Genomic DNA, 24,385 nt, shown 5'->3' with positions numbered 1-24,385 from the left:
AGCGTACGTTTTTCGGCCGGCTGGCGAAGTAGTGTTTCAGATCGGACACGTCCTGTGCGGTGCCGATCGGGACGAGTACTCGTCGGTGTTCACACTCGGCGTGCGCGAATTGCTCGTCGAGGGCCGTGTTGGATGGTGCTCTGACGGAGCAACACAATCATCATGGCCGGTTTTGCTTGCTCCTGAGGTGCTTGGGGTGAGCGCGGCGGCGACGAAGTCGATTCGGTGGTGTGCGACTGCTGACGGCCAAGTGAAACCAGACGTTCTGAACGCGGAGCACGAGGTGGGACGATGACGTCGAGCGATAAGCCGGAGCTGGATGCGTCGCATTTGGACATCGAGTTGAACCTCCCGCGATCGCTTGAGGAGATGCTGTTGCCGGACGTGTACGTTGGACTCGAAATCGATCTGTTGTCCCCTGGGGACGGCATCGTGACGGATAGACACCATGCGTCGTCGGATCGGTACGAGGCGGATGATCCGATGAATCAGATCGAGGGGCAGATTTCGCCGTTCACGTTGAGCGGCTGGTTGCGCCATGGCTGTGAACAGGTCCTCCAAGCTGCTGGCGCGACGGCGTGCCATCCGGGGGAGTCGAATGCGGATTACATGCGTGCGAACGTGTACGAGCGGGACTTGGAGTCTGGGTACCATGAGAAAGGTACCTGTCTCGACGATCACGACGACGGGTGCGTGGTGTACGACGTGTTCGGCGGGTTCGGTGATCAGCCGGGGAAACTGCTGCGTCGTCCGGTGTCGTTTTCTCCGATTCGTCGGAACGTGGATGTCCTTGATGGTGAGGCGGAGGCGCATTACCGGCAAGTGTCGAATCAGGTCCGGTCGCGGAACGATGAGGACGGCGGGAAGCCGCTTCGGCAGGCGGATCGAGACGTGCTCGGGAACGTTGAGGGGACGTGGAAGTTGACGTTCCGCGAGTTGAAGCCGGAGTTCGTCGGGCTACTGCTGGAAGCAGTGTCGTTCCTAGATGCGCACAGTGATGAGTTTGCGTTCCAGCTCGGGGGTGCTCGGAATTTTGGTGCTGGGATCGCTGACGTGTGGGTGATCAATCCACTGTACACCGAGCAGGAAGTGCGGCGCGTGTTTAACCGGGCGCAGGCGGCGACGTCGGCGATGGATGAGAAGGATGAGGTGTGGGCGTCGGAGTGTCGCCCGGCGTTCGTGACGGCGTTGCAGGCGCGTGTGGCGGCTCGTGATGTGGACGTGCCGGTGCCTGGCGATGATTCGGATGCAGTGTTGGGAGGTGAGTCGGCGTGACGGATCCTGATGGCGGTGATGATGAGCGTGAAGACGCGTGTGATGGACTCGACGAGTTGCAGCCGCCAGCAACGGAATTGCGGACGGCTACTGAATTGGAGGCGCAAGAAGTTGATGATGAGGACGCGGTGGCTGGTGAGATAGAGTCTGAGTCGGGTGTGTTGGATGAGTTGCAACCACCGGCGACAGAGTTGCGAACAGCAACGGAACAAGAGGCGGCTGACGATCACGATGCTGATCCGGGTGATCGGGATGAGTGACGCGTCTGTGTCGAGTGACGCTGCGGAGTCGGGTGTGGATCCGATGGTGGCAGTGTATCGGCATGATGTGCATAAGGCGCGGTCGCGGTCGCACGAGCACGCGGAGGAGATGTTCCGTGGTGTCCGGGTGAACGAGCCGGTTCCTCAAGGCGCGGATGCGGGCGCGGCGTTGTTGAGTCGGCCGCGCGGTGAGCCTGAGCAGACGATGGACGCACACCAGTCGTGGTTCCGCTTGTCGCTGCTGACTGGACAGGCCGCGTCGACGACCGGGGCAGTGGACGATGTCGATGCTGCGTTACACGAGCTGGTCGGGAGTGATGATGCAGAAGTACTGCACGCGGCGTGGTTGTCGAGTGATGTGCCGGCGGTGTTCAGCGAGTCGCCGTACTACCCGTACACGTCGTTGAAGTACCATACGTTGCTTGCGGCGGCGCTGCTCGATAATTACCGAGCTGGGTTCGAGTTCGACGAACTGTTCCTCGCGGTGACGCCTCGTGACTGTGCGCCGGAGATCGTACCGCACAGGACGGTGTTGGCGACGCCGACGTTCGCGCTGCATGTAACGGGTAACCCGGATGGGCGGCCGGCGGCGCGACTTGGTGACGTGCCGGCTAGGTCGTTCGCTGATACGTGGGCGCGGCTGCCGGAACACCCGTTCGATGTGGATGCGTCGCGGTTATGGCGCGTGCTGGATGCGCAGCTTCGCCGGGTGCGGTCGTGGTCGTCGGCGCTGCAGTTCATCGAGGAGTTCACCACAGAGTTCGACCCAGCGCCGAACTCACAGATTGGACGTGGCGTTGCTGGGTCGGGAGGTGGTCGTCGTGAGTAGGCGTCGCGGCGACGTGTCGGGTCGTGTCGGTGCGACGGCGGTGTGCCGTGGCTGGTCGTGTACGCCGCGGCCGCCTGAAGAATGGCGGGTGAGCCAGTGTGCCGGTCGTGGCACTGGAAACGGGGTGTGTCGAGACTGGACGCGGCGGCGTTGGAAAGACACTCGAAACAGGGTGTGGGTGCCGGTCCAGCGTGACGGTTGGCGTGATCCTGACCTGCTGCCTGGATTTCGTGATGAGCGGGGCTGTCGTGGTGATGGCACTCGAAACAGGGTGTGGGTGTCGTCTTGTGATTGGCGAGCCGGTGCTGCGAGTGAAGTGCCGGGATTCTGGCGCAAGAGCCTGTGTCGATACGATGGCACTCGAAACAGGGTGTGGGGGCAGCGGTGTGCCTGGCCGTGGTTTCAAACGAAGAGGTGGTGGGTGTGACGCGACTGCAGCAAGTGCTGTTCGAACTGGACGGGCAGTACTTGGGGCACCCATACTTCGTAACTGGGAACGCGTTGTTCAATGCGATCGCACGCCGCGTGGATGATCAGACCGCTCGAGCGTTGCGTGTAAGCCACGGCGTGTTCGTGCCTGGTGAGTACGGTGAGTACCCGCCGACTGCATCCCAAGACGGGTACGCGGGGAAGCTGGGCCAGTCGCTCCCGGAGGTGGAGTCGTACGCGGATTTGTTCATGTTCCGTGACCCGGCGCACCGGTGGTTGTTGGACTCGCGGCCGCGGGATGCGCATAACACGCACGACCTGCAGATCCACGGCGGTCGCGTAGCGTTCGATTCGACGTGCTGGTTCGGTCGTCCGGAGGAGATGCGGGATCACCGGCGATCCGTGTCGTGGTTCCTGCATTGCTACGTGCACGCCGGGCCTGGCGATGACGTCCTCCCAGTGTCTGAAGAGGTTCTCGACGGGGTGCAGGTTGGTGGCGCTCGGAATTACGGGTTCGGGGAACTGTCGGTTGCGGAGACGCGGCTCGTGGATGTAGAGACGCTGGATTTCTCACGGTTGGAAGCAGCGCAGGGTACTGGCGAGACGTGCTGGATTGAGTTGGTGACGCCGTACGTGTTGAAGACTGAGCACCCGAGTGGGGATTCCCAATCGATCCCGTGGTGGTGGGGTGTCGACGAGGACGAGTTGCGGTGCCGGGAGACCCGGTTCGTCGACGGAGGGGAGACGTACGCCGTGACGGTGGTTGATCACGGGCAGCTCGTGCCGTACGCCGGGTCGGATCCGGTTCGAACGGCGGTGAACGGCGTGTCCCGTGTCGGGACGCACTCCAGGTTCGGGTTCGGTGAGTTGCGCGTGTGGCCGCCCGGCACGGATCGGGTTCCAGAGCGTGTTGCCGCACAGGCTGGAGGTGATGCGTAGTGGCGTTGGAGCAGGTGACGTTTGATATTGAGACGACAGGGTTCGCCGTGGATGATGTGGTGACGACAGTCGGGTTCGCGGTGCCGCTTGGGGTGCGTGTGTTCGTCCAGACGGACGGGCGGGCCGCGCCGGACGTGGAGGCTGCGGTGCGGGATCGCGTCGAGTCGCACGTGAAAGTCTCGACGCACGAGTCTGAACGAGCGTTGTTCGAGGCGGTGAGTGGGTTCGTCGAGGAGCGGTTCCGTGATGAGGATGTGTTGCTGGTCGCGTACAATGGGGAGCGGTGGAAAGGCGGGTTCGATGTCCCGTTTCTCCGGACGCGGTACGCACACCACGATATCGACTGGCCGTTCACGGACGTGCCGTACGCGGACGTGATGCCGCTTGTCACGTCGCGGTTCAACACGACCGTTAGTGACGAGGATAAGCCGCGAGGCGACTTGGCGGGCGTGTACGAGGCGTTGTGCGACGGGAGGTACGGTGATGTGGATCCGTTCGTGGAGAGTAGTGAGGCGGTCACGGCGTACGAGAACGCCCGGTTCGCGGAGCTCGTGGTGCATAACGTCGCGGACGTGTTGCGGACACGATCGCTTGGCCGGCTTGCGGAACGGTACTGCAGTAAGTCCGATTTCAACGTGAAGTCATTGACGCCGACGACGGAGGGGTGACGGAATTCGAGCGCACGAGTCACGCGAGTCAGGACGCGGTTGTAGATTGAAGCGATATCCCAGGCAGAACCGCGGCGACGTATCGAAATTCGACGAGTGAGCGGTTCCAAGAGCAACGAATGACAGACTCGGAGTCACGATCTCACGACGAAGCGAGTACCAAATCAACGAAGAAGAATGCAGCCGAGAAGAATGGGCACTGTGAGTGTCACGAGACGGTGGATCCGGAGACACGTGAGGACGTGTTGAATGACTATTCGCATCGCTGCCAGGCGTGCGGCCGGTGCGGACCTAAGAAAGGCGGGTTAGCGACGCTGCACGTACATCACATTGAGAGAGATCCGGACGGGATGGGCGAGCACGACAAGGAGAATTTGACGGTGCTGTGCCGGCCGTGTCACAGTTGGCTGCACCAGCAGTCCACGCCGGCTGACTCGCCGGTCGAGATCACGGACGAAGATCGAAGTGTCCTGTTACCGCAGGACATCGAGGTTCTGCAGTTCCTCGCAGCAAACGGGCCGCTGCGAACCGGGGAGATCGCATCCGGGTTGACGTTAGAATTGTCCGTGTCAGCGATTCGTGAGCGGCTGTGGGTGTTAATGGGGCTCGACAACCGGGTCGAATCACGCGACCAGCAGATCGTCGATAAAGACGTCGAAACCGGAGAGTGGGGGTTGACTGAACAGATCGAGAACTCGGCGCGCGGCCACATCCCGGACGATCAGCAGCTGTTGCTGCAACGCATGGAAGACGAGCAAGTCAGGCAAGCACTGGAACGTGGCTGTGATCGGAGTGCCGTGACGGACGTCCTCGGGATCTCGCGGCGCACGACGTTCAACAAGGTCAAGCGAGCGTACGCGTACGACTTCCCATTAGGCGCGTTCAGTCGCGGTGGCCGACCAGCGGAAGACACGCGAACAGAACAGAAAGTACCCGCAGAGGAACCGTCGACGAGCGAGGGTGACGAACAGCAATCACACGATACAGTCACTGGGCAAGACGATGAATCACTTGGCAGGAGTGAAACGTGGGGCACACCTGAATCAGAGTCTGAGGTGCAGTCTGGTGGTGCAGACGGTCATCGTCCAGACCAAGCAGCAAGTGATGGGGGCGTCAGCAACGAGCTACGAGAGCATCTCCAACAAGCAATTGACGCGTTACAGGAAGTAGACGAAGCGTTGTAGGTGAAGCAAGCGGATTGATCTCAGTTATTTGTTTAGTATATGATCGATAATCGTTAGGCTGGCTCAGCATCCGCAGACCAGCAAACACACAAACTATGTTTTCCAGATTGTGCCACACGAGCAGTAGACACCATCTCGTCCATGCTGACGCCAATTATTACAGTTTGGACAGTGGAGGACATTATAAAGTTGATCAAATACCGCTATGTCTTCCCTGAGATCGTCAGGAGAGTAGCTTGCTTCGAACTCTTCGTTATAGTGAATATTCTCGTTTAGACCCCAGATATGTTCGTTTTTTAGTCGTCGTAGATTACCGACCATTTCGTCAGTATCGCTAAGTTCCGACTCGCCGAAGATGGTCTCATCATCCACGTCTCCACGCTCTAACAGAAACTCTAGCTCGCCAACAATCCCATCAAAGTAGTCCTGTAATCCTAAATTCTCTCGATTTCCGTAAGGCAGTTCTGCGCCGAACTGCTCGCAACCCTTACTACAGAACCACTCAGCAGTTTTTCGTCCCCAAGCTGCCGCAGCAGTAATCTCATTTCGATCTAAGTAATAGTCAATCATTCCCCACGGGTTAGCGATATCTTCGCTGTGGTGAACGCCAGCCTGAAACTTACAATCGGCAAAGTGAATGGTGTTCTGAATGTATTTCGTCGTCCGTAGACGTCGAGCCCAGACCTTATCATGCGTCGTCATTATCAATTGGAAATCTCCCCCAATATCGTTCCCAAGGAGATTGGCGATAGCCGAGCGATGTGCCGCATCAATCGACGTGACAACGTCGTCAAGCAAGAGGAATTCAAGTTCCTCACCTCCTACCACCTCACACATCGCTAAGAAGAGCGCCAACCCCATACTATCCTGATGCCCTTCGCTGTAGACGAGATTCGGGCGGTGGGTGTCTGAGTCTCGGAATGATGTCCTGAATTTTACTCCGTGATCCGTTGACTTCAGATCCGCAGAGAAATCTTTCACTTCTTCATCGGTGTGAAGATCGCAGTAGATTTCTTCGAACCGTTCTCGAATTTTCTCTAAAGTCCTGTCATAATGACGTTGTCTCGCGGTTCGGAATTCATTATTGACCGTTTCTAGCGTCGATAGAACTTCCTCTGCTTTTTTGATGTCTTCTTGAATTTCCGAATAGCGGGAGAATCGGTCGTAAGCGACAGCCAAAACACGATACGAGCTCATTCCCTCGTTACCCTCTTGTTCACTCTCCCACTGTGCCTTCATTTCTACCACAGCTTCTTCGAGGTCGGCAGTCAACAGTTTGGCAGTTAACTCCTCCCTCCCAAGCGAAGGAAACGGGACTTCCAAAACATCACCCGCCTCTAACTGTTTCCGATACTCACGTAGCTCAGCCTCAATCGTTCCCAACTCTCGCGTCCATTGTGCAATCGGCTGAGGGTATGACTCAGGATCTTCATCCTCGAATACTTTGATCAATGTGTTGGCTGCGTTCTGTACCTCTTTTATCCGTTCAAGCTGTTCATCCCTCAGATCGTCGATCTCTCCCCGAAGTTCTTCTGCGTGGCTGGCACTGTCTTGCCGTTTCTCAATTCGTTCTCTCAGTTCTGTAGCATCGTCCCATGTGTACAAGCAGAGTGGACAATCTGGTTCAAATTCTGTGAGAAGCTCTTCCCCTTGCTCCAAAAGATTCTGCGCTCGGACATCCCGACGAAGTTCGCTATTCTGTTCAAATTCCTCCAGTTTATCCCGCAACTTCTGACGATCTGCAAGAGCCATCTCACCTTCCCAGCTAAACCATTCCTCAAGTACTTCAAACTCTGAGCGAAGATCTCCTCGATCCAGCGGATGGGTACGCGAATAACTGGTCGGTTTGGTAATCCCTGCCGTAAACTCCTTTTCGTCCAATTCGGATAACGAACTAACCTCGTATTCGGAGCGTAGAGTATTGATAACCTCTAATGCATCAGAGTCCGCATCAACCATCACCTGGTTATCAGTTTTGTTTGACACCGTGTCCTCAAGAGCATCATAGAAATCATCACGCTGCTTCTTCAAATCATCCTGTAACGAGTCTATCTGGCTTTTTTGGTCACTAACGGCCTTTGCGAACGCTTTCCGTTTGTCCTCTGTGTTCTGCACCCTGAGAATCTCATTTAGAGCATCTCCACGCGAACCTGGTGAAGTCGTAACAAAATCCAGAACCTCGTCGCGTGATAGGCGATTCTGAGAGAGACGCATCGCAGTCTGCTGCGTCTTCAATTTCGACGGGAGTGTAGAATGGTCCGAAACGATTTCCAACTGGTCTGAATTACCCACAGTACGTTTTATCTTGATCTCTTCACCACCATCCAAAAACGTGGCAGTCACCCAACTCTCGCTTGGATCAACACCTCTGTGACGTATATGCTTCTCCGGATCCTGCCGCCCTGTGCCAGATCCTTCTAAGTCACGTACACACCCTGTCAGTAGGAATTCGATTGACTGTAGAACGCTACTCTTCCCTGCCCCGTTTGGTCCGTAAAACAGAGCCCCACTTCGTCGGAATTCTGTCTCGAAGTCACGGATCCCACGGAAGTTTCGGATATGGATCTTATGAATCCTCATCTGCTAATGCCTCCTCAACAACGCTCTGAATAGCCCCGGAATCTGTCATTTCCTCATCAGTTAAACTAATAATAGAATCCGTCACGGGGTCAGAAATACTGTCGTTGTCTTGAATCCTATCCCGGAACGTCTCCTTGACCTCCTCGTGGACATTGAGAAGTTCGTCTGACATATTGGCTAATACAAAAAGCCATCATCAAAGAGATTACTATAATATTCTATAATCTCAAGTAGTCGTACCAGAGTCGGACTTTGGCACAGAGATCGACAAGCGGTTGGATCTGTTGCGGGCAGAATTTTAGAGTCATGGTTTCTGTGGTACTGCTCAGCTCGACGGTAACCGTCTCGGTTCCTGTGTGGGAAATTGCGTATGAGAGCGTGCTGAGGTTGGATTCGGCTGGCTGATTCACTGCTTGTTCTTTCGACGTCGAGGCGCGCGTACACTCTAATGTATAGCACAATTCCAGCACGAACTCGGTGAACGAGTCAACCTCATCGTCGCCGATAGGGAACATGAGTTCCCGTTCCACACCGTCCACGAACTTTCGGGCAGTGAACTGACCACTGCTAGAGTGGCGGACACCGATACTGAATTCAAATGTCTCTCCAGGCCCTTTGCTAAAGCGCTCGGCGAAATAGGTGAGCCGGTCTTCTAACTTCACTATTGCTCGGCGCTCCTCGATTTCGTCTTGGTGTTCACTGCCTTTGCTCTGGATTTTGCCGTCTAACCATGATTTGTAGACTTCTCGAACACCTGGAGACTCTATTGAGAGGTTGAAATGGAGTTCTTTCTCACGGGTCCACTCTGGGAGGTCTTCGGACTCCTCGTCTGTATCCGACGCACCCGGGAATTCTGCCAGCGAAACTTGATCGTCGACGTGATTCGGGAGAGTTGCAATCAGGTCGGCTTCAGTGATACCCAGGTAGTCCCCAGCTGACGAGTCTGGCGATGACGCCTCACCGTGAGAGATGCTGTACGGCCAGACCGGGATCGGGTCAGGGAGTTTGACGTCGTCGTACTCAGGACGGGTGCCGACGTAATTCTCCTCAAAGAGCCAGATCACACTGATGTCGCCGCTAAGGTAGCTGGCAGTCGTCTCCGTGAGATCCTTCTGTTCATTCTGGTACTGTACCTCAACCGCGATTCCCTTCCCGGAAGGGAATTGTGGCTGATCGAATTCTACGAAGACATCAGCACGACGCGGTACTTCGTCAGTGACGAACTCAACGTGGACCGATGCGTCAGGGTACTTGTCTGTGAGTTTCTCAACAGCGATCGATTTCATTCGGAGATGGAGAGCGGATTCACCACTGCAAGAGTGGTCCGGTGGGTGGTAGAAATGACGGGCAGTAGAAGGTCCTTCACGAACACGAAGGGGATCGTCACAGACAGGGCATTGAACCTCTTCGTCGTCACCGACGCCAATCGGGATTCGCGGACGATTATCAACGGGATCAACCGCGATGAAAGGCATTGCTGTGACTAATGGAGTGATAGGTCATATATTTTTAATCGTGAATTCAACTTTCGAATCGATTGTTGGGACGAGACGGTACAGCGAGAAGAGGATGCGTTCTTAATTCGCATCCGATCACCGTGTTTGAGCAGCGACTCGGCGATCCCGTGTTGATTCTTGACGCACTGCGATGGATGGATGACGTCCCAATTGAACTACAGTATTCTTTCTTTACATATTGTCCTGGTATCAAGGGGACACACACCGCGTTTCCGCTCCAAAAGTTCACAAGAGCGGTGGAGCTGGCTGAAGAGAGAAATCAACCTCAGATCACCACTTCTCTTTGTAGATCGCCACGGGGCAAGCCCCGAGATATTCGCCTTGTTCATCTACAGAGAGTGTCTTTTGAAGATGACTTTCAGAAGAGAGTATAAATAAGACATAATTGATGGGAGATTGTCCCATCCCTCCCTATACTAATTCTTCTATTATTATCCCATCTAAGGGTGTTTACAACGTCTTTCTATTATTATATAATACGCGCATTTATTACCTATACCATAAAATATATAATAAAGTTCCAAAACAATATCTCTTAATCAGACAGGAACCCTGATCGGCAATATTTTTCCACTCTCTTGTTCTCTCGCGGTAGGGGGACTCTCAAAGATGTTTGGAGCGGAAACGTGGGGTGTGTGTCTCATCTGAACCACCTTTGGTCAAACCTTGCGGCATCCGTCTAGTGTCGGTACACTCGTCACTCACGGGCAAGACGGAGACTCCTTCGCTGTCAAAGTCACCTAAACACTTAGGGTTTCAAAGGGAGGAGTCTCTTCTTGAGCGGGATTTGGTGGAGGGGGACAGGGGGTGTCCGCAATTCCTCACCATGTATTGAGGGAAAGCAAGTAGTGGAATAGTTCCCAAAGTGACATCCTCCGCGCCGTAAACGGAGAGGGATCGAAGATCCCTCAGGCAGTCGGGCTACGCCCGACGACGGCGCGGCTTCCCGTACCGCGGGTGGGATATTTGCTGGTCTACGACACGACCTGTTCTCTCGTGCGGAACGTCCCGCTCTCGCGGTCGAACAGGTGTACCGATGGCTGTGCCACACAGCCGTTACTCCTATCCTCACCGTGAGGACTCGGAGTTATCTTCTGGCGCATGTTCTCCGCCCCGTTACAATCCGCGTTGGCTACCAACTCACACGACTCACAGACGTACAGGCCACGTTCGACACGGTTCGACTTCGTCGCATCGCCACAGTGCGAGCAGGTCTTCGACGTCTCCCACTCGTTCTCCTTCAGCACCTCGACGCCACGAATCTCGCCTTTGTATGCGAGGTACTGGTAGATGCGGTCAAACGCCCACGAGTGCAACTTCTTGTTCCCCGTCTTCCCCCAGTCGGACTCTCGAACGTCTTCGGGCCAACTCACTGCGAGCGTGCCAACACCGCGTTCGACACATTCGGTGATGATGGTGTCCGTGAGAACGTGGTAAAAATGCGTCTCGCGGTCTGCGAGTTTCCGACGCGCCCACATCGACTTCTCTGACGGGCCGTTCTCACCTTCGGTGTCGTACTCGGCTCGGGTGAAGTAGTGCTTGTCCTGTTTGAGCGAGTTGCCGGGGTACAGGACGTATTCGTCGGGGAATGCGACTGTGGCGATATTCGTGATGCCGAGGTCGATGCCTGCTACCCCGTCGCCTGCCGAGTCGCTGGTTTCGAGGTCGACTTTACAGACGAAGTGCAGTTCCCACTCGTCACCGTTCCAGACGGCGCGAACGTTCTGCACTCGGGCGACTTCTGAGAGGTTGACATCTGGCCGGGTCTGGTACTCACAGAGGATGAAGTCCGACCAATTCTCTTTCAGGTTCGACCCTTTCGAAAGTCGGATACGGTTGTTCTCGGGATCGTGTTTGAAGCCGTCTGCTTTGAACGTGACCGTACTGCGCGGTCGTTCGCCACCGTGTTTGCGGTAGCCGGGCGGATTCGCCGTCTCGTCGTTCTGTCGTAGATCGAACCACGACTGGAAAGCGTCAGAGAGTTCTTCGATGACTTTCTGACTGGATTGTGCGTTCAGGTCTTTCCAGCACGCTTGATTCTTCATGTATGCCTTCAGCGCCCCTTCATCGGGTACCTCGCCGATTTCATCCCAGATGCGGTCGGCGGTCCAGCGTGCAACGTTCCAGATCTTCGAGGCGGCGTCTCCGAGCAAATCCAGGGCATCGCAGACCTGTCGCTGGTTCTGAATGGAACCAACATAGGTGCGAGTAACCTGAATCGCCATACATAGCCTATATAGACAATCTAACTTAGTGGTGTGGATTCACGTTGAATATCCAGCCTGCCATCGACTGTGGATTGTGTACCCGAGTGACGCGATTCACGCCCGGCGTAAACGCCGGGATTCTCTCGCTGTTCAAAGATAGATAGAAGGGAAACGCACCTGCAGCCAGTCCTGTTCTTGATGAGGAATCTTACGTGGCAGTTCACCGTTCAGTCACTCTTTCCTCATGATGTGCTCCACGGAGGATCGCTTCTAGTCGAGCTTCCTATCTGGAAACGTGGCAGCACAACCCCCGGCAGAGAGTTGCGGACACCCCCCGTCCCCCCGTCGAACAAACCCCATGTGACGTTCCGGATAGAAGAGACGGAGAAGTTCATCACGTACAAAGCCGCGTTCCAAGGGGTTCCGTCCGACGAAATCAACCCGGAATACACGAGTCAGGCATGTTCACTCACTGAGTGTGAGCAGACAACTCGTGCAAACCGGAACAAGAAGCGATTCAAGTGCGTGGATTGTGGGCGGCAAGACCACGCTGACCGGAACGCGGCTATCAACATCGCCAAGAAGGGATTGGCGAAACTGGAGAGGCATGTGCCTGCTCTCAAGACGCTTCCCGATGTGCGGAAGCTGCGACGGCAGGCATCGGGCTGTGTGAACCAGCCGACTGTGACCCACGACACCGCCAGAGGTCACCACGCCGATGGTGTCGCGGGTGTGTCCGACTAATCCACGGGAAGCCACGGGCGCGGTGGCCCGTGACGGTTCACAGAGAACGGTTCTGGAGGACGTCCCACTATGACGTTTGTAGTTCGTTGAGACGGTGTTCGTCAGCGTTGGTGAGTAGTTGCACGTTGTACTTGTCTCCCGGCTTAATTGGGAGTCACGATTCGAGGATAGGAAGGACACGGCCGAACGAGTTGGTGGTTCGGATTGTGGTTTGACGGTGTGGCATTTAGAGTTTCTTTCGTCAGGTCTATTGACGAGATGAGAATGCGGTGAAATCAATGCCTTCCTCTGTCTCTGTGAATTTGTTAATCGACACGTCTTGTTGTTGCAGCAGTCTCTTGAATCTCCCAGATGTTGCGATGGCTCCTTGAATGATCGGTTCTGGTGGAACTGAAAGTTTGTATTTCGTCTGGATCCCGCCTCCACGACCTGCGTTGTATCCCTCGCAGTCGAGTAGCCCTTTGTTATCGAGATCTTGAATGTAGTTTCGAACCTGCCGTATTTTAACCTGATTAAGATTGAACGATCTGCATCTTTCTCTGTAATGCCTGGAAATATCGTCAGGAGTTATTGCTGTCCCGTTCACTAAATTGTATGCGGTTATTATTACACAAGTGAGCTGTTCTTTTGCTGTTAGTTCTTTAGTGAACTTATTATACGCCTGTAATTGTATCAAGGAGTTTCTCGCCTTCGAGACATGATCTTCCGTTACTTGCTCGGCTTCCGATTGAAGCGCCAAATAGCCAGAAAGTTCGAGTAGTTGTAACGCTTCTGTCGCTTGACCAGTTTCTTGAGCGATTATTGCTGCGCACTTCGGAATAACGCTCTCCGAAAGTACACCGTCGGCAAACGCTATTTCCGCGTGAAGTTCCAAGATGCTTCGAAGCTGGTGAGCGTCGTACGGATACGTCTCAATCGTGTGCATCCGTGATTTGTGTACCACGTCCTTTGGGAGATATCCAAGAATACGTGATTCATTGCTGATCCCGATGAACCCACATTCAGTATTCTCGACGCTGTAAGTGGATCTGGCCTGTTGCAAGTCGTTAAACGGCGGGCCTTCTAGCCCCAGTGCTTCTAAATGTTCGAGAATGATGAAGTGGGTGCGATCAGGGTCATTCATCTCCTGAAATATCGATTCTTGGAGGAGGAGCGGGTTCGTACCGTTCGGGTATCGGTCTGGACACACTTTGTTGGCGAGTGCGAGGTAAATTTTATAAATAGTATTGTGCTCGGCACAGTCTACAGTGGTAACGACGAGTTCCGTCTCGACCTTTGTTTGGAGTACCTTGAGGAGGTGTTTGATGATTGTTCGCTTTCCGATTCCGGAGTCTCCGCAGATACAAACGTCGGGTGGACGATACCCATCCACGAAATCTTGGAAGGCACTTCCCATTTTGTCGATTGTCTCGTCACGTGCAACGACTCTGCCAGGGTTGTAATCATCCCGGAATGGTCGCCTTGTTTCGAAGATATCCATTTGTGAGTAGTGGATGTTTTGGAAGACGTGTTCAACGGTCGGTCGGTAAGACTGTGTAGTAACCTGCCATATAAAGGAGTAAGCCCTCAGCATGAGATCGTCTCTGACGTTGGGCTGTTTTGAGTGGGGACACACACCCCTCATTTCGAACGTTTCTCTTCTGAGAGAGCATGGTCTCCAACGAACAGACAAAATTAGAGTGATTGTTTGTTGTGAGAATTGTCACGAAATAGGATTAGAACCGCTCCAGCTTGCCCTCAGATTGGCTTTTGACTGACGGAAACAAATTGGCTATTGGCAAGTGATCTTGATCACTCTCACTAACTAGACTACTACACTACTATACTACTACAACTATATAATATTAATATAAACTTTTTGGTTAAGGAAAAACGCACGCCAACAATACGCCCTAGAAGACGTGTAAGTACATTCTAGTGAATAGCTCCTCTGAAATATCATCTGTTTAAATAGGGTGCCGTGGCTGCATGCTAATTTTCACTGATTCAGTAACCTTCCCCCTCCCGCTTGGACGGGGTTACGTTCGAAATGAGGGGTGTGGGTGGTGATGTTACGATTCAAACAAAACCCACTGACACACACCAAACGTGGTGTGCGGCGATCTCCCCTCACGTGGACGTTCCCCGGTGTTTTCCGATGAGGACGACCGGGGTTTCAATATTGCTGCTGAACTGGGTGTAGATACGGAAGACAATGACAGGGGATCGTTCGGCGACGGATATTTTTCGCCTTCTTGCTGACGACACTCGGGTTGATATTCTTCGCGCTGTCGCTATTGCCCAGTACGAACTTGAACAGGTCGGGTCAGGGGCTGCTGAACTCGCGTTTTCTGAGATCTATGACCACGTTGACGTGGAGAATACGTCGAAGTTGTCGTACCATCTGGGCGAGCTCACCGGGACGTATCTACGAAAAAGCGACGACGGGTACTCGCTTTCTCACGCTGGCGAGCGTATTGTTCGATTCATCCTGTCTAGGAATTACGAGCAGCCAGAGTCGTTTGGTCCTGAACCGGTTGATGGAGTATGTGTCTTCTGTGGTGAGGACGAACTTGAAGCGAGTCTCTCGCACCAGTTCTTCCGGATCGACTGTATGGCATGCGAGCAGCAGGTTACGGGGCAACCGATAACGCCCGCCCAGGTTGAGACATGGGACGGCGACGCTCTCGTTCAGAGTGTCAAGCTACGAAGTGCGGAGGTTGCCAAGCAGATTCGACGAGGCATGTGCCCGGAGTGTGGGGCGCAACTCTCCGCTGACGTGGTCGAAGTACCTGGGAGTGCGTTGCCTGATGCTGATTCGTTCGTTGTGGTGAGTACCTGTGAGGAGTGTCTTCGGGAGTACAACAGCCCGTTGACCTACAGTGTCGTCTATCACCCGGCGTCGATCGCATTCCATTGGGATCGCGGAGTTGATGTGACGGCACAGGGCATCTGGGAGTTCCACGAATACGTCTATAAGGGTCGTTGGACATCCGAACAGGTTGCGTCTGATCCTGACGAGTACGAGGTCGTGTTGCGTCACGGGGACGATGCAGTGAGGCTCCATCTTGATTCGACTGCGACGGTAGTGCAGACGGAGCGCGTGCGACGCGAGAGCGGTGAGTTCCGCCGTTCCTAACAGTAGCATTACGAAAGTGGCGTTGAGCGGATCGCAGTGCTGATCGGGTGGTTCTCTGCTTATCGGTGTTAGAAGTGTTATCTCTCGGTTGTCGGCTCAACTCCAGTTTTGGAGCGAATCTGATAAATTATCAGATCTCAAATAGCTTTATTGGTGTTGCTGGCCCGACCCGTAATTGCAGTCAACGGAGGCCCAACCCATGCCATCAAGCAATCCCCACGAACCGACAAGCCAGCAGGATCGAACACAGAGTGAAAAGACTGAGAGACAGCAACCTAGTCAGAGACGATCGAAGTCGGCCGAAGAGATCGCTGACGCGTACGCAGACGTGGCTGACAAGCTCGCTCGGTGGCGGCAACTCGATCGGCTCTTCGCCGGTCAGTATCGCCGTCGCCAGTTTGAGCACGCGAACGGTCGAGTGCTTGATGTCGCCTGTGGCACCGGGAGGAACTTCCGCTACCTCTCACGGTCGAGCGAGGTCGTCGGCATCGACATCAGTAATGAAATGCTCGGCCACGCCCGCGATGAACTCGACAGGCTCGGTCTGGACGGGACTGTCCGCCAGATGGACGCCCAGGCACTCGACTTCTCCGAGAATAGCTTTGACACCGTTATTTCGTCGTTCTCGACGTGCACGTTCCCTGACCCTATCGCGGCGCTTCACGAAATGGAGCGGGTCTGCACGCCTGACGGCGAGATCCTGCTGCTCGAACACAGTCGCAGCGACGCCGCGCCGCTTGCCTGGTTCCAAGACTGGCGCGCCGAGTCTCACTACGAGAAGAACGGCTGCCGACTGAACCATGACCCGTTGAAGACTGTCGAACAGGCTGGTCTTACAGTTGACACCGCCTCGACCGCGTTCCTCGGTCTCGTCACAACCATCGTAGCCATCCCATCACGATGAACACGAGCGCCAATGGAACCACGAGACGGTCGTTCCTCGGGTGTCTCGGTAGTCTCGGATTCGTCAGTCTTGGAACCGCAGCCGGTCGAACGAGCGCCACGACCGTCTCTCAGGCTACCGACTCACGGTCTGGTGACGACCCGTTCACGAACCCAGACGAACTCGAAGCGTTCGTCGACGAGGTGATGTCCGGTCGAATCGAGACGACAACTCCCGGCGCAACCGTCGCTATCGTCTCGGGAGACAATCCCGTTCTCACCAAAGGGTACGGCGCTGCTAATGTCGATGCCGACGATCCGGTTCGAGCCGACGAGACAGTGTTCCGGGTTGGATCGGTCGGGAAACTCGTGACCTACACCGCTGTTATGCAAGGCGTCGAACGGGACGTACTCGACCTCGACGCCGACGTTAACACGTACCTTGACGATTCCATCGTCACTGTCCCGGGCACGTACGACGATCCCGTGACGCTCCGACATCTCGGGACGCACACCGCTGGGTTCGAATCCACGCTCGACCCTGACATCGTCGCCGACCCAGCTGCTCTCAACTCGTTGGAGACGGTACTCACTGACCAGCAGCGCTCGCGCATCCGTCCGCCCGGCGAGCTCGTCGGGTACTCCAACTACGGGGCGGCACTCGCCGGTCATGTTGTCGCCGAGGCCCACAACACGACGTTTGAGGAGTACGTTCAGTCGGAGATCTTCGACCCGCTCGGCATGACTCACAGCACGTTCGACCAGCCTGTTCCAGATGACCAGCCTGGTAACCTCGCTGTACCTCATGTCCGCGACGGTGCGTCGTTCACGGCGACCGACAACGTGTACATCAATATGCGCCCAGCAGGTTCACTGAGTGCGACGGCGACAGACATGACGGCGTTCATGAGCGCATACCTCGGTGGCGGCGCGGTCCGCGGCACGAGGATTCTCGATTCGGAGACCGTCGACACGATGCACAGTCGCCACCATGTTCGCCACCCAGCAGTCACGAATTGGCGGTACGGCTTCCACGAGTACGGTGATCCAGACGCTAATCTCATCGCGCATTCAGGAGCGACGGTTAACTTCACGAGCTACCTGCTGCTCGCCCCGGATGACGACGTCGGGATCTTCGTCGCGTACAACAGCAACCCGGGTGAACATCCGAAGGCTGTCGTTGATGAGATCGTCGCGGAGTACGATCTCCAACCAACTCCGACTACGCCGACACCGACTTCGAGGCCGGGTGGTCAGGAGCGTGCTGAAACTGTCGCTGGCGAGTACAGCCTCTCATATCTCCCGCAGAGCGGTCCCCTCCAAGTCGTCGATCTACTCGAACACGTAACTGTCGAACCCGCCGACAACGGGCGTCTGCGCACGACAACTCTCGAAGGAGACGCTCGGGAATGGGTCGAGACCGAACCATACGTGTACCAGGAGATCGGCGGTCACGATGTTCTTGCCTTCGAGGTAACGGATGGTGGTGTGGAAGTGCTGAATATGAGTAGTGAACCGACTGGCGTCTACCAGCCAGTCCCGTTCCACGAACGACAACTCGTCACCGGCGGTGTTCTCGGGACAGCACTGTCGGGCTTCGGCCTCTCGCTGGCTGGGTGGGGCGGCCACAGCGCCTGGCAGCAATGGAAGCAACATCGCACCGACAACGAACCCGGTATGGAGGACCACGAATGACAGATCAGCACGCCTCTCAACAGCGAACTGAACAGCACGAGTCCGACGACCGAAGGTTTACTTACGGCGTCAAACGCCGACTGACGAGCCCCTCGTGGCTTGCTCGGGCAGCAGGTATCGGGCTAAGCGGTGTCTCGATCGGGTTCATAGCGCTCTTCATATTCATCTTAGAGACCGGCGGTGAGCTCACGCTTATCACGCGACCACTCCCGATGCAGATCGCACTCGCGTTCCCGTATCTCATCGGAGCACTTTCGCTCGGGACGACTGCGGGTGCCCTGCTGGCATGGCGGTACCGCTACTGGTCACTGACCACACGCATCCACCAGACGATGCTGGCACTGCTAGGACTCGCATTCAGCTGGCAACTCTCGACACTCGGATTCCTGGCATTGTGAGTCCTAACCGATCGTATCAAAGATCCGCAGGAGCAGCGTCGAGTCGTTAGTGACTACCCAGAGAGGAAGGTATCGACTTCCATTGCGATGCGTTCCGGAGCTTCACTCGGCCCGCTGTGACTGACACCATCGAATTCGACGAGACGGCTGTGCGGAAGCGCCTCGTGAACGTCACGAGCGCTTTTGCGGAGGAAGTCTGGTCCGTTAGTGCCCGTCATTATGAGCACGGGCGCTGTGACATCGAGAGTAACGGATAGCTGGTACTGTTCGACGGCACGATTCATCCGGACAACTTCTTCAGTGAGCTTCACGCAGTCCGGCCACACTGGCCACTCGGCCAACCACGCATCGAGGTGGTCAATTCCGTCGGGGTGGAGGACCTGCTCGATGTAGCGTTTCACAGCTTCCCGGCGTTCACCCTTCTCGATGAGTACCGCCATCCGGTCGGCGAGATCCGCCTCTGCGCGGAATTCATCGGGGAGAACAGCTGGTTCGTACGCGAGGACCGCTTCGACCGCTGCATCCGTCGCGGCCTCGATTGCCGTCAACGCGCCGTACGAGTGGCCGAACAGAATCGGCTCGCCATCAACGGTATTAGCAAGCGTGTGCACGTATTGAACCTCATGATCCAGTACCTCGTCGGCGCTTGTCGTCTCTGAATCATCGAGACATGTGCCGAATCCCGGTCGCTGCGGGATTACAGTGGAATACCCCTCAAAGTGCGGCAGGACTGGATTCCAGTACTGCCGGGGAGCCATACCGCCGTGGAGGAGGATCAATGGCTGACCGTCGCCATGTCGTTCGTAGGCCAATTCTATACCATCTGCGGACAGGGTCGTCACCATGCATCTCTGCGTTCAAGGGGAACGGCGCTAAGCCGTTCTCTCAGCCATTCGGCCAATTAAAAGGGAGAACAAGAGGATGCCCGCCGAAGCGTGGTACCGGGGGTAAGGCGTGTCATAGAACGACTCGAAGATGATTTGTTTCAACTCCCTTCGATTGAATCAGCCGGTAAGTGGATGTGCATACTGAACGGCTCAATCACTATCGTAGGAAAAAATATCTTCTATCGAACAGTCGAAGTATATTGCGAGTTTGAACGCAAGTTCAAGAGATGGGTCATATCTCTCTGCTTCAAGTGCGTTAATGGTCTGTCGAGTAACTCCGACCTCTTTCGCAAGGTCCTCTTGCGTTAGGTCGTGCTTCGCCCGATAAACCTTTAATTCGTTCTCCATGACTCACTCCACGTATCTGTAGTAGACGAAGTATAGACCGTAACATGCCAGTCCAACCCACACGTAGATACTGGTTGCACTGTCTTCCGGGAAGATGCTGAACGCCATATCAACTATTAGTACAGACATCAAAAACCAAAATGAGTTGATACCGACTTTGCCATACAACTGCTGGGTTCGTTCGTCGCCCAGTGCCTTTTCTTCCCGGCCCGCAGATATTGCTCGATAACCGAAGAATACGAGAATTCCGACTGGAACGAGTCCACCAAGATAGCTGATTGGTGAGAGTTCGTAGTACTGAACTGTTGCAACAGTTACGCCAAGTGTGAACACGGCTCTGACGAGCATCAGGTATCCATTGCGTTTCTGGCGCTGGATGTTCTCAGGGAGTTCGCTCATAGTATCACTGGTGCATCTTGCTTTGAGTTCACTTCTTGAGTAGCGCCCTTCTCAAATTCGTCCGGATCAGCAGACATTATGGAAGGTATCCTTTCCATATTGGAAGTAACCTATTCCATCCTCTTAAGTGCTTTGCTGCGGAGCCTAGTGAAGCATAAAATTAGAATCGGATCTGAAGGGTAACTAGTTGACCTGTACTGACCGCACACTACGGAGTCGAATAGGTCTGTGACCGATTCTATGACATCCCTCTTCCTTTTCAACTGAGTCTTTCGACACCACCATTACCAGTGACAGAAACTATAGCGTATGAGGCTTGTCGCTGAGTTCGAGATTGATTGCGACGCCCTACCGCTTGTTAACGTAGCAGCGACAGTGCCCGAGGCAACGCTGATCCTTGACCTGCAGTACAATCATGGGAAACGACCGCTGTTCCTCGTCACTGTGACCGGCAGTTCACACCAAGCGGTTGCGGATGCCTTTACTGACGCCTACGATGTCCGTGAATGGACCCTCATCGGACAGGCTGGCGATACACGCCGTTATCAAGTGATGCCTGCTCTCAGCTTCGAAGAACAACTCGGAGATCACATCGACGACCTCACCAGCCTTGAGGCGCTTGCTACGGCGGACGCGATCATCGAACGGATCGAGGTATTACCGGACGGGTGGCGACAGACAGGATGGTTTGCCACCCGGGAAGCGTTCAAGAGGTTCTCATCGTTTTGGCAGCAGAACGCCGGCTTTCGGTTGTCCCGGCTCACTCGTGATGGTGAGTCCGAACCGCCTGGCGAGGGACTAACCGACCATCAGCAGGAGGCTCTCCGGACGGCCTACGAACGGGGTTATTTTGACATCCCGCGTCAGGCGTCACTGGAAGAAGTCGCTGCAGAGTTAGACATTTCAGCGTCGTCGCTCTCTGAGCGGTTGCGTCGCGCCGAGACTCAACTTATCGAGGAGACAGTAGCAACGACGTGGCCGCCTCTCCCCAACTGAGGACTACACGCTGGGACCACTTCGTACTTAAATGGCCGAAGAGCTGAGAGAGAAGGATTCCTCGATCTCGCACGAACCAATAGATGTACAATGCAGAGAGTTACGTCCGCAGATGGTACCAGTATCGCTTTCGAGCAACACGGAGAGGGACCGCCACTAATTCTTCTTCATGGAGGGTCCTCTCCCGAGTACTGGAAGCCGATTATTCCTCGATTCGTCGAAGACTACACGGTTATTATCCCTCATCGACGGGGTGTGGGAGAGAGCGGCAACTCCACCGAATACAGCCTTGATCGAGGAGTCGAAGACGTTCGTGCGGTTATCGATGCAGTCGATGGAACCCCGATCTTGTTCGGGCACTCGTTCGGTGGTCTCTTAGCAATTGAGACTGCCCGAACTGCATCGGTCGAGAAACTCGTTGCGTATGAACCGGCAGTCCTCGTCGGCGAGTACAGAGAGCAAGCCAGCCTCGCGTCCCAGATGCAGGCGCGAATCAACGACGGGAATCGGCGTCAGGCGATGAAATTCTACATTCGAGAGGTCATGCACGGTGGCGACATCGATGATCTAGACGGCTGGCTCGCTGAGTGGCCGCCCTGGCCCGACATCGTCGGTCTGACGGAAAACATTGCTCGAATCAACCGCGCTATTGAACAGTACCACCTTCCTGACTCACTAGAGATTGATGCTCCAGTGCTCCTGCTGACTGGAACTGAGGGGCCGCCCCATCTCCGAGACGGCATTCGTGCGGTTAACGAAGCCCTCTCAGACAGCCAATTCACCGAGTTCGAGGGCGTAGGTCACGGCGGCCCGACAGAAGCACCCGATCGCGTCATAGCTGAGGTACGTACATTCATCGACGAGAAGAAAACTCCCATCCTGGAGGGTCGCAACTAGAACTCGCCCGGATCAGTTTGTCACAGAACGCTCTTCGTAGAGCGCTACAAGTCGTGCCTCTGCTTTCCGGAGATGATTTGCGGCAGTACTTTTTGAACAGCCTGCTTCATCAGCGATTTCTCGAACGCTTGTCTGCCGCGGAATGTCGTAGTACCCGTTCTCATGTGCGATTTCAAGTACCTCTTCTTGCCGGTCGGTCAACGCTGTTACGTGCGATTCTCGGTATGCATCGTACTCACCGAGCCGGTTAACCGATACAGAGAGGTGATCGGGGAGGTTGGCGACTAACCCTTGGAGGGCGTCTTGTTCGCCCGCGACTTCGAAGAGCATCTCACCGTCAGTGCCGTACTCGATCGGCGGGACGATGAGCAGTTCTGTATCGGCGAGTAGAGCGCGAAGACGACTGGCGAACCCCTGTGCAGACTCCCGAATGTAGATGTAGAAGCTGCGGCTATCGACCGGCGTCACATCGTATTCTTGGATGGATTCCGCGGCGTCAATCGCCGAGAGGTACGCCTCACGCCCATTCTCAATATCCCCGACGACGTGGAGTAAGGTGGTGACGTACTCGGGGTTCGAGAAGTTCCAGTGGCGGAGGTATGCTCGTTGAATCGAATCCTGCTCAACGAGGAACTGATGCATCGGATGTCGTGCCTCAGGCGGGAAGCGGATCTGCAACTGGAGGTACCGCATTATCGGGAACAGTCGTCCAGGACTGGTAAAAAGGAGTGGACCTGTCCGACAGAACACCGGAGTCCGCGTGTCGAAAATGAGTGCATATGAGCTCAGAAGTGAGCTACCCGCCCGGTCCGCGTGGACTGCCAGTCATCGGTAACACGGTCGATTTGAGCCGCGATATCTTCGCGTTTTTCGAGGAGTTGCGGGACGAGTACAGCCGCGTCGCAAGCTACCAAGTGTTCGGGACAGATGCGTGTATGGTCGCTCATCCGGACGCGATCCAGCAGGTGCTCCTCGACGACCACGAGGCCTACGAGAAAGGTGAGGTGCTGACACGGAATCTCGCCGACGCGATGGGCGAGGGACTGTTCGTCACGGACGGTGATCAATGGCAGGACCAGCGGACGCAGGTGCAACCGGCGTTCTACCGGAACCGATTGAACACGTACGTTCCCGAGATGCGTGCGACTGCGGAAGAGACAGTCGAAAAGTGGCGTGACGGGGCGGTCGTCGACGTGAACGAACGGATGGCCGAAACGACAATGGACGTGCTCGGTCGGACGCTGTTCGGCGTAGACGTGACAGAGAACCCGGTCGTCTCGGAGGCGTCGGACGCAATTCTCACACGGTTCGATACGAGTCGATTCTGGTCGTTCCTGCCGGACAGTCTCCCGACACCGACGAATCGGCGGTACAGACGAAAACTCGATGCACTCCAAACATTCGTGGATGAACTGGCCCAACAGCGGCGAGAGCAGCAGCCTGAGAACCGCGGCGACGACCTGCTGTCGATTCTCGTGGGGTTCGTCGAAGCGAGTGACCTCACACAGGAGGAACTCCGCGATAATATGGTCACGTTCCTCTTCGCCGGGCACGAGACGACAGCCCTCGGGCTGACGTACACGTTACTCTGTCTCGCCCAACACCCTGACGAACAGGCGAAACTCCAGACGGAAGTTGATGCTGTCTGCGACGGGGCGGTGACCGCCGAGGACCTCCCGGAACTCGAACGAACGGAGCACGTCATCGACGAGGCGCTGCGTCTCTATCCACCCGTGTACATGTTTTTCCGCGAAGCGACGCGAGACGTGGAGCTACAGGGATACAAAATACCTGCGGGCACGACCCTGGTCTTGCCGCAGTGGGCCGTCCACCGCGACCCGGCGTGGTGGGACGATCCCGAAGCGTTCCGTCCGGATCGGTTCGTAGGCGACGTCGATCGTCCGGAATACGCGTATTTCCCGTTCGGTGGCGGGCCTCGTCACTGCATCGGGATGCGGTTCGCGCGTATGGAGATGAAGACCGTACTGGCGACGATCCTCCGCGAGTACACGTTCAACCTCGTGTCTGACCCGGACCCGGATCTGATCGCCAGTACGAATCTCAAGCCCGACGAGCCAATCGAAATCAAACTCCACGAACGAGACGACGCTGAGGGGTGACGCGATGACTGAG

The 24,385-nt window shown here is 55.6% G+C and carries 22 protein-coding genes and 1 pseudogene; 14 read left to right on the top strand and 9 right to left on the bottom strand.

Going from position 1 to position 24,385, the window contains the following annotated elements; genetic code table 11:
• Positions 1 to 291 precede the first annotated feature (291 nt).
• The 6 genes from BDK88_RS08120 to BDK88_RS08095 all read left to right on the top strand — a co-directional run bounded on the left by BDK88_RS08120 (position 292) and on the right by BDK88_RS08095 (position 5,584).
• Positions 292 to 1,275: a hypothetical protein gene (locus tag BDK88_RS08120; RefSeq protein WP_130500000.1), complete on the top strand. Its 984-nt coding sequence runs from the start codon at positions 292 to 294 to the stop codon at positions 1,273 to 1,275.
• Entirely contained in the window at positions 1,272 to 1,535 is a 264-nt protein-coding gene (locus tag BDK88_RS08115) for a hypothetical protein (RefSeq protein WP_207225258.1), read from the top strand. The genes BDK88_RS08120 and BDK88_RS08115 overlap by 4 nt, the downstream gene beginning before the upstream one ends.
• A complete protein-coding gene (locus tag BDK88_RS08110) occupies positions 1,528 to 2,364 on the top strand; it encodes a hypothetical protein (RefSeq protein WP_130499999.1) in 837 nt (278 codons plus the stop codon). Before BDK88_RS08115 ends, BDK88_RS08110 begins: the two co-directional genes overlap by 8 nt.
• Before the next feature lie 423 nt (positions 2,365 to 2,787).
• Positions 2,788 to 3,732, top strand: a complete 945-nt coding sequence (locus BDK88_RS08105) for a hypothetical protein (RefSeq protein WP_130499998.1) — start codon at positions 2,788 to 2,790, stop codon at positions 3,730 to 3,732.
• Entirely contained in the window at positions 3,732 to 4,400 is a 669-nt protein-coding gene (locus BDK88_RS08100) for a 3'-5' exonuclease family protein (RefSeq protein ID WP_130499997.1), read from the top strand. The genes BDK88_RS08105 and BDK88_RS08100 overlap by 1 nt, the downstream gene beginning before the upstream one ends.
• Positions 4,401 to 4,519: 119 nt before the next feature.
• The gene (locus BDK88_RS08095; protein WP_130499996.1) at positions 4,520 to 5,584 is read left to right on the top strand and encodes an HNH endonuclease; all 1,065 of its coding nucleotides are present in this window, start codon (positions 4,520 to 4,522) and stop codon (positions 5,582 to 5,584) included.
• A gap of 93 nt (positions 5,585 to 5,677) precedes the next feature.
• Here the strand turns inward: BDK88_RS08095 and BDK88_RS08090 are convergent, their stop codons facing one another.
• The 4 genes from BDK88_RS08090 to BDK88_RS08075 all read right to left on the bottom strand — a co-directional run bounded on the left by BDK88_RS08090 (position 5,678) and on the right by BDK88_RS08075 (position 11,906).
• Entirely contained in the window at positions 5,678 to 8,164 is a 2,487-nt protein-coding gene (locus BDK88_RS08090; RefSeq protein WP_130499995.1) for an AAA family ATPase, read from the bottom strand.
• Positions 8,151 to 8,336: a hypothetical protein gene (locus BDK88_RS08085; protein ID WP_130499994.1), complete on the bottom strand. Its 186-nt coding sequence runs from the start codon at positions 8,334 to 8,336 to the stop codon at positions 8,151 to 8,153. Before BDK88_RS08085 ends, BDK88_RS08090 begins: the two co-directional genes overlap by 14 nt.
• Positions 8,337 to 8,382: 46 nt before the next feature.
• The gene (locus tag BDK88_RS08080; protein ID WP_449406702.1) at positions 8,383 to 9,450 is read right to left on the bottom strand and encodes a competence protein CoiA family protein; all 1,068 of its coding nucleotides are present in this window, start codon (positions 9,448 to 9,450) and stop codon (positions 8,383 to 8,385) included.
• A gap of 1,205 nt (positions 9,451 to 10,655) precedes the next feature.
• Positions 10,656 to 11,906, bottom strand: a complete 1,251-nt coding sequence (locus BDK88_RS08075; RefSeq protein WP_130499993.1) for an RNA-guided endonuclease InsQ/TnpB family protein — start codon at positions 11,904 to 11,906, stop codon at positions 10,656 to 10,658.
• Positions 11,907 to 12,278: 372 nt separating this feature from the next.
• Here BDK88_RS08075 and BDK88_RS08070 point away from each other — a divergent pair.
• Positions 12,279 to 12,632 (top strand): annotated as a pseudogene (locus BDK88_RS08070) (zinc ribbon domain-containing protein); the annotation flags it as partial.
• Between the two features lie 247 nt (positions 12,633 to 12,879).
• Here BDK88_RS08070 and BDK88_RS08065 read toward each other — a convergent pair.
• Positions 12,880 to 14,112 carry a Cdc6/Cdc18 family protein gene (locus BDK88_RS08065; protein ID WP_165396928.1) on the bottom strand — a complete coding sequence of 411 codons (1,233 nt, stop codon included), beginning with the start codon at positions 14,110 to 14,112 and terminating at the stop codon, positions 12,880 to 12,882.
• Between the two features lie 714 nt (positions 14,113 to 14,826).
• Here BDK88_RS08065 and BDK88_RS22520 point away from each other — a divergent pair.
• The 4 genes from BDK88_RS22520 to BDK88_RS08045 all read left to right on the top strand — a co-directional run bounded on the left by BDK88_RS22520 (position 14,827) and on the right by BDK88_RS08045 (position 18,725).
• Positions 14,827 to 15,750 (top strand): winged helix-turn-helix domain-containing protein, encoded by a 924-nt coding sequence (locus BDK88_RS22520; protein WP_130499991.1) that lies wholly within the window; start codon positions 14,827 to 14,829, stop codon positions 15,748 to 15,750.
• Positions 15,751 to 15,949: 199 nt separating this feature from the next.
• On the top strand, positions 15,950 to 16,654 hold the full coding sequence (locus BDK88_RS08055) for a class I SAM-dependent methyltransferase (protein WP_130499990.1): 705 nt from the start codon (positions 15,950 to 15,952) through the stop codon (positions 16,652 to 16,654).
• Positions 16,651 to 18,327 (top strand): serine hydrolase domain-containing protein, encoded by a 1,677-nt coding sequence (locus BDK88_RS08050; RefSeq protein ID WP_130499989.1) that lies wholly within the window; start codon positions 16,651 to 16,653, stop codon positions 18,325 to 18,327. The genes BDK88_RS08055 and BDK88_RS08050 overlap by 4 nt, the downstream gene beginning before the upstream one ends.
• Positions 18,324 to 18,725: a hypothetical protein gene (locus tag BDK88_RS08045; RefSeq protein WP_130499988.1), complete on the top strand. Its 402-nt coding sequence runs from the start codon at positions 18,324 to 18,326 to the stop codon at positions 18,723 to 18,725. Before BDK88_RS08050 ends, BDK88_RS08045 begins: the two co-directional genes overlap by 4 nt.
• Before the next feature lie 53 nt (positions 18,726 to 18,778).
• Here the strand turns inward: BDK88_RS08045 and BDK88_RS08040 are convergent, their stop codons facing one another.
• The 3 genes from BDK88_RS08040 to BDK88_RS08030 form a co-directional block, all read right to left on the bottom strand.
• A complete protein-coding gene (locus BDK88_RS08040; RefSeq protein WP_130499987.1) occupies positions 18,779 to 19,570 on the bottom strand; it encodes an alpha/beta fold hydrolase in 792 nt (263 codons plus the stop codon).
• A 192-nt stretch (positions 19,571 to 19,762) separates the two neighbouring features.
• Positions 19,763 to 19,960, bottom strand: coding sequence for a helix-turn-helix transcriptional regulator (locus tag BDK88_RS08035; RefSeq protein WP_010890537.1), 198 nt, complete (start codon positions 19,958 to 19,960; stop codon positions 19,763 to 19,765).
• A gap of 3 nt (positions 19,961 to 19,963) precedes the next feature.
• Positions 19,964 to 20,359, bottom strand: coding sequence for a hypothetical protein (locus tag BDK88_RS08030; protein ID WP_130499986.1), 396 nt, complete (start codon positions 20,357 to 20,359; stop codon positions 19,964 to 19,966).
• Positions 20,360 to 20,668: 309 nt separating this feature from the next.
• Here BDK88_RS08030 and BDK88_RS08025 point away from each other — a divergent pair, with 309 nt between their 5' ends.
• Both BDK88_RS08025 and BDK88_RS08020 read left to right on the top strand, forming a co-directional pair.
• Positions 20,669 to 21,355, top strand: coding sequence for a helix-turn-helix domain-containing protein (locus BDK88_RS08025; RefSeq protein ID WP_130499985.1), 687 nt, complete (start codon positions 20,669 to 20,671; stop codon positions 21,353 to 21,355).
• 90 nt (positions 21,356 to 21,445) lie between these two features.
• Complete coding sequence (locus BDK88_RS08020; RefSeq protein WP_130499984.1) at positions 21,446 to 22,252, top strand: alpha/beta fold hydrolase; 807 nt, start codon at positions 21,446 to 21,448, stop codon at positions 22,250 to 22,252.
• 12 nt (positions 22,253 to 22,264) lie between these two features.
• On the opposite strand, the gene BDK88_RS08015 is transcribed toward BDK88_RS08020, so the two are convergent.
• The gene (locus BDK88_RS08015; RefSeq protein WP_130499983.1) at positions 22,265 to 22,945 is read right to left on the bottom strand and encodes a helix-turn-helix domain-containing protein; all 681 of its coding nucleotides are present in this window, start codon (positions 22,943 to 22,945) and stop codon (positions 22,265 to 22,267) included.
• 86 nt (positions 22,946 to 23,031) lie between these two features.
• Between BDK88_RS08015 and BDK88_RS08010 the strand changes: the two genes are divergently transcribed.
• Positions 23,032 to 24,372: a cytochrome P450 gene (locus tag BDK88_RS08010; protein ID WP_130499982.1), complete on the top strand. Its 1,341-nt coding sequence runs from the start codon at positions 23,032 to 23,034 to the stop codon at positions 24,370 to 24,372.
• Positions 24,373 to 24,385: the final 13 nt, after the last annotated feature.

Source organism: Natrinema hispanicum, from assembly GCF_004217335.1.
Lineage (GTDB): Archaea > Halobacteriota > Halobacteria > Halobacteriales > Natrialbaceae > Natrinema > Natrinema hispanicum.
The sequence above is the reverse complement of the archived record's forward strand: the minus strand, read 5'-3'. Positions and strand labels throughout refer to the sequence as shown.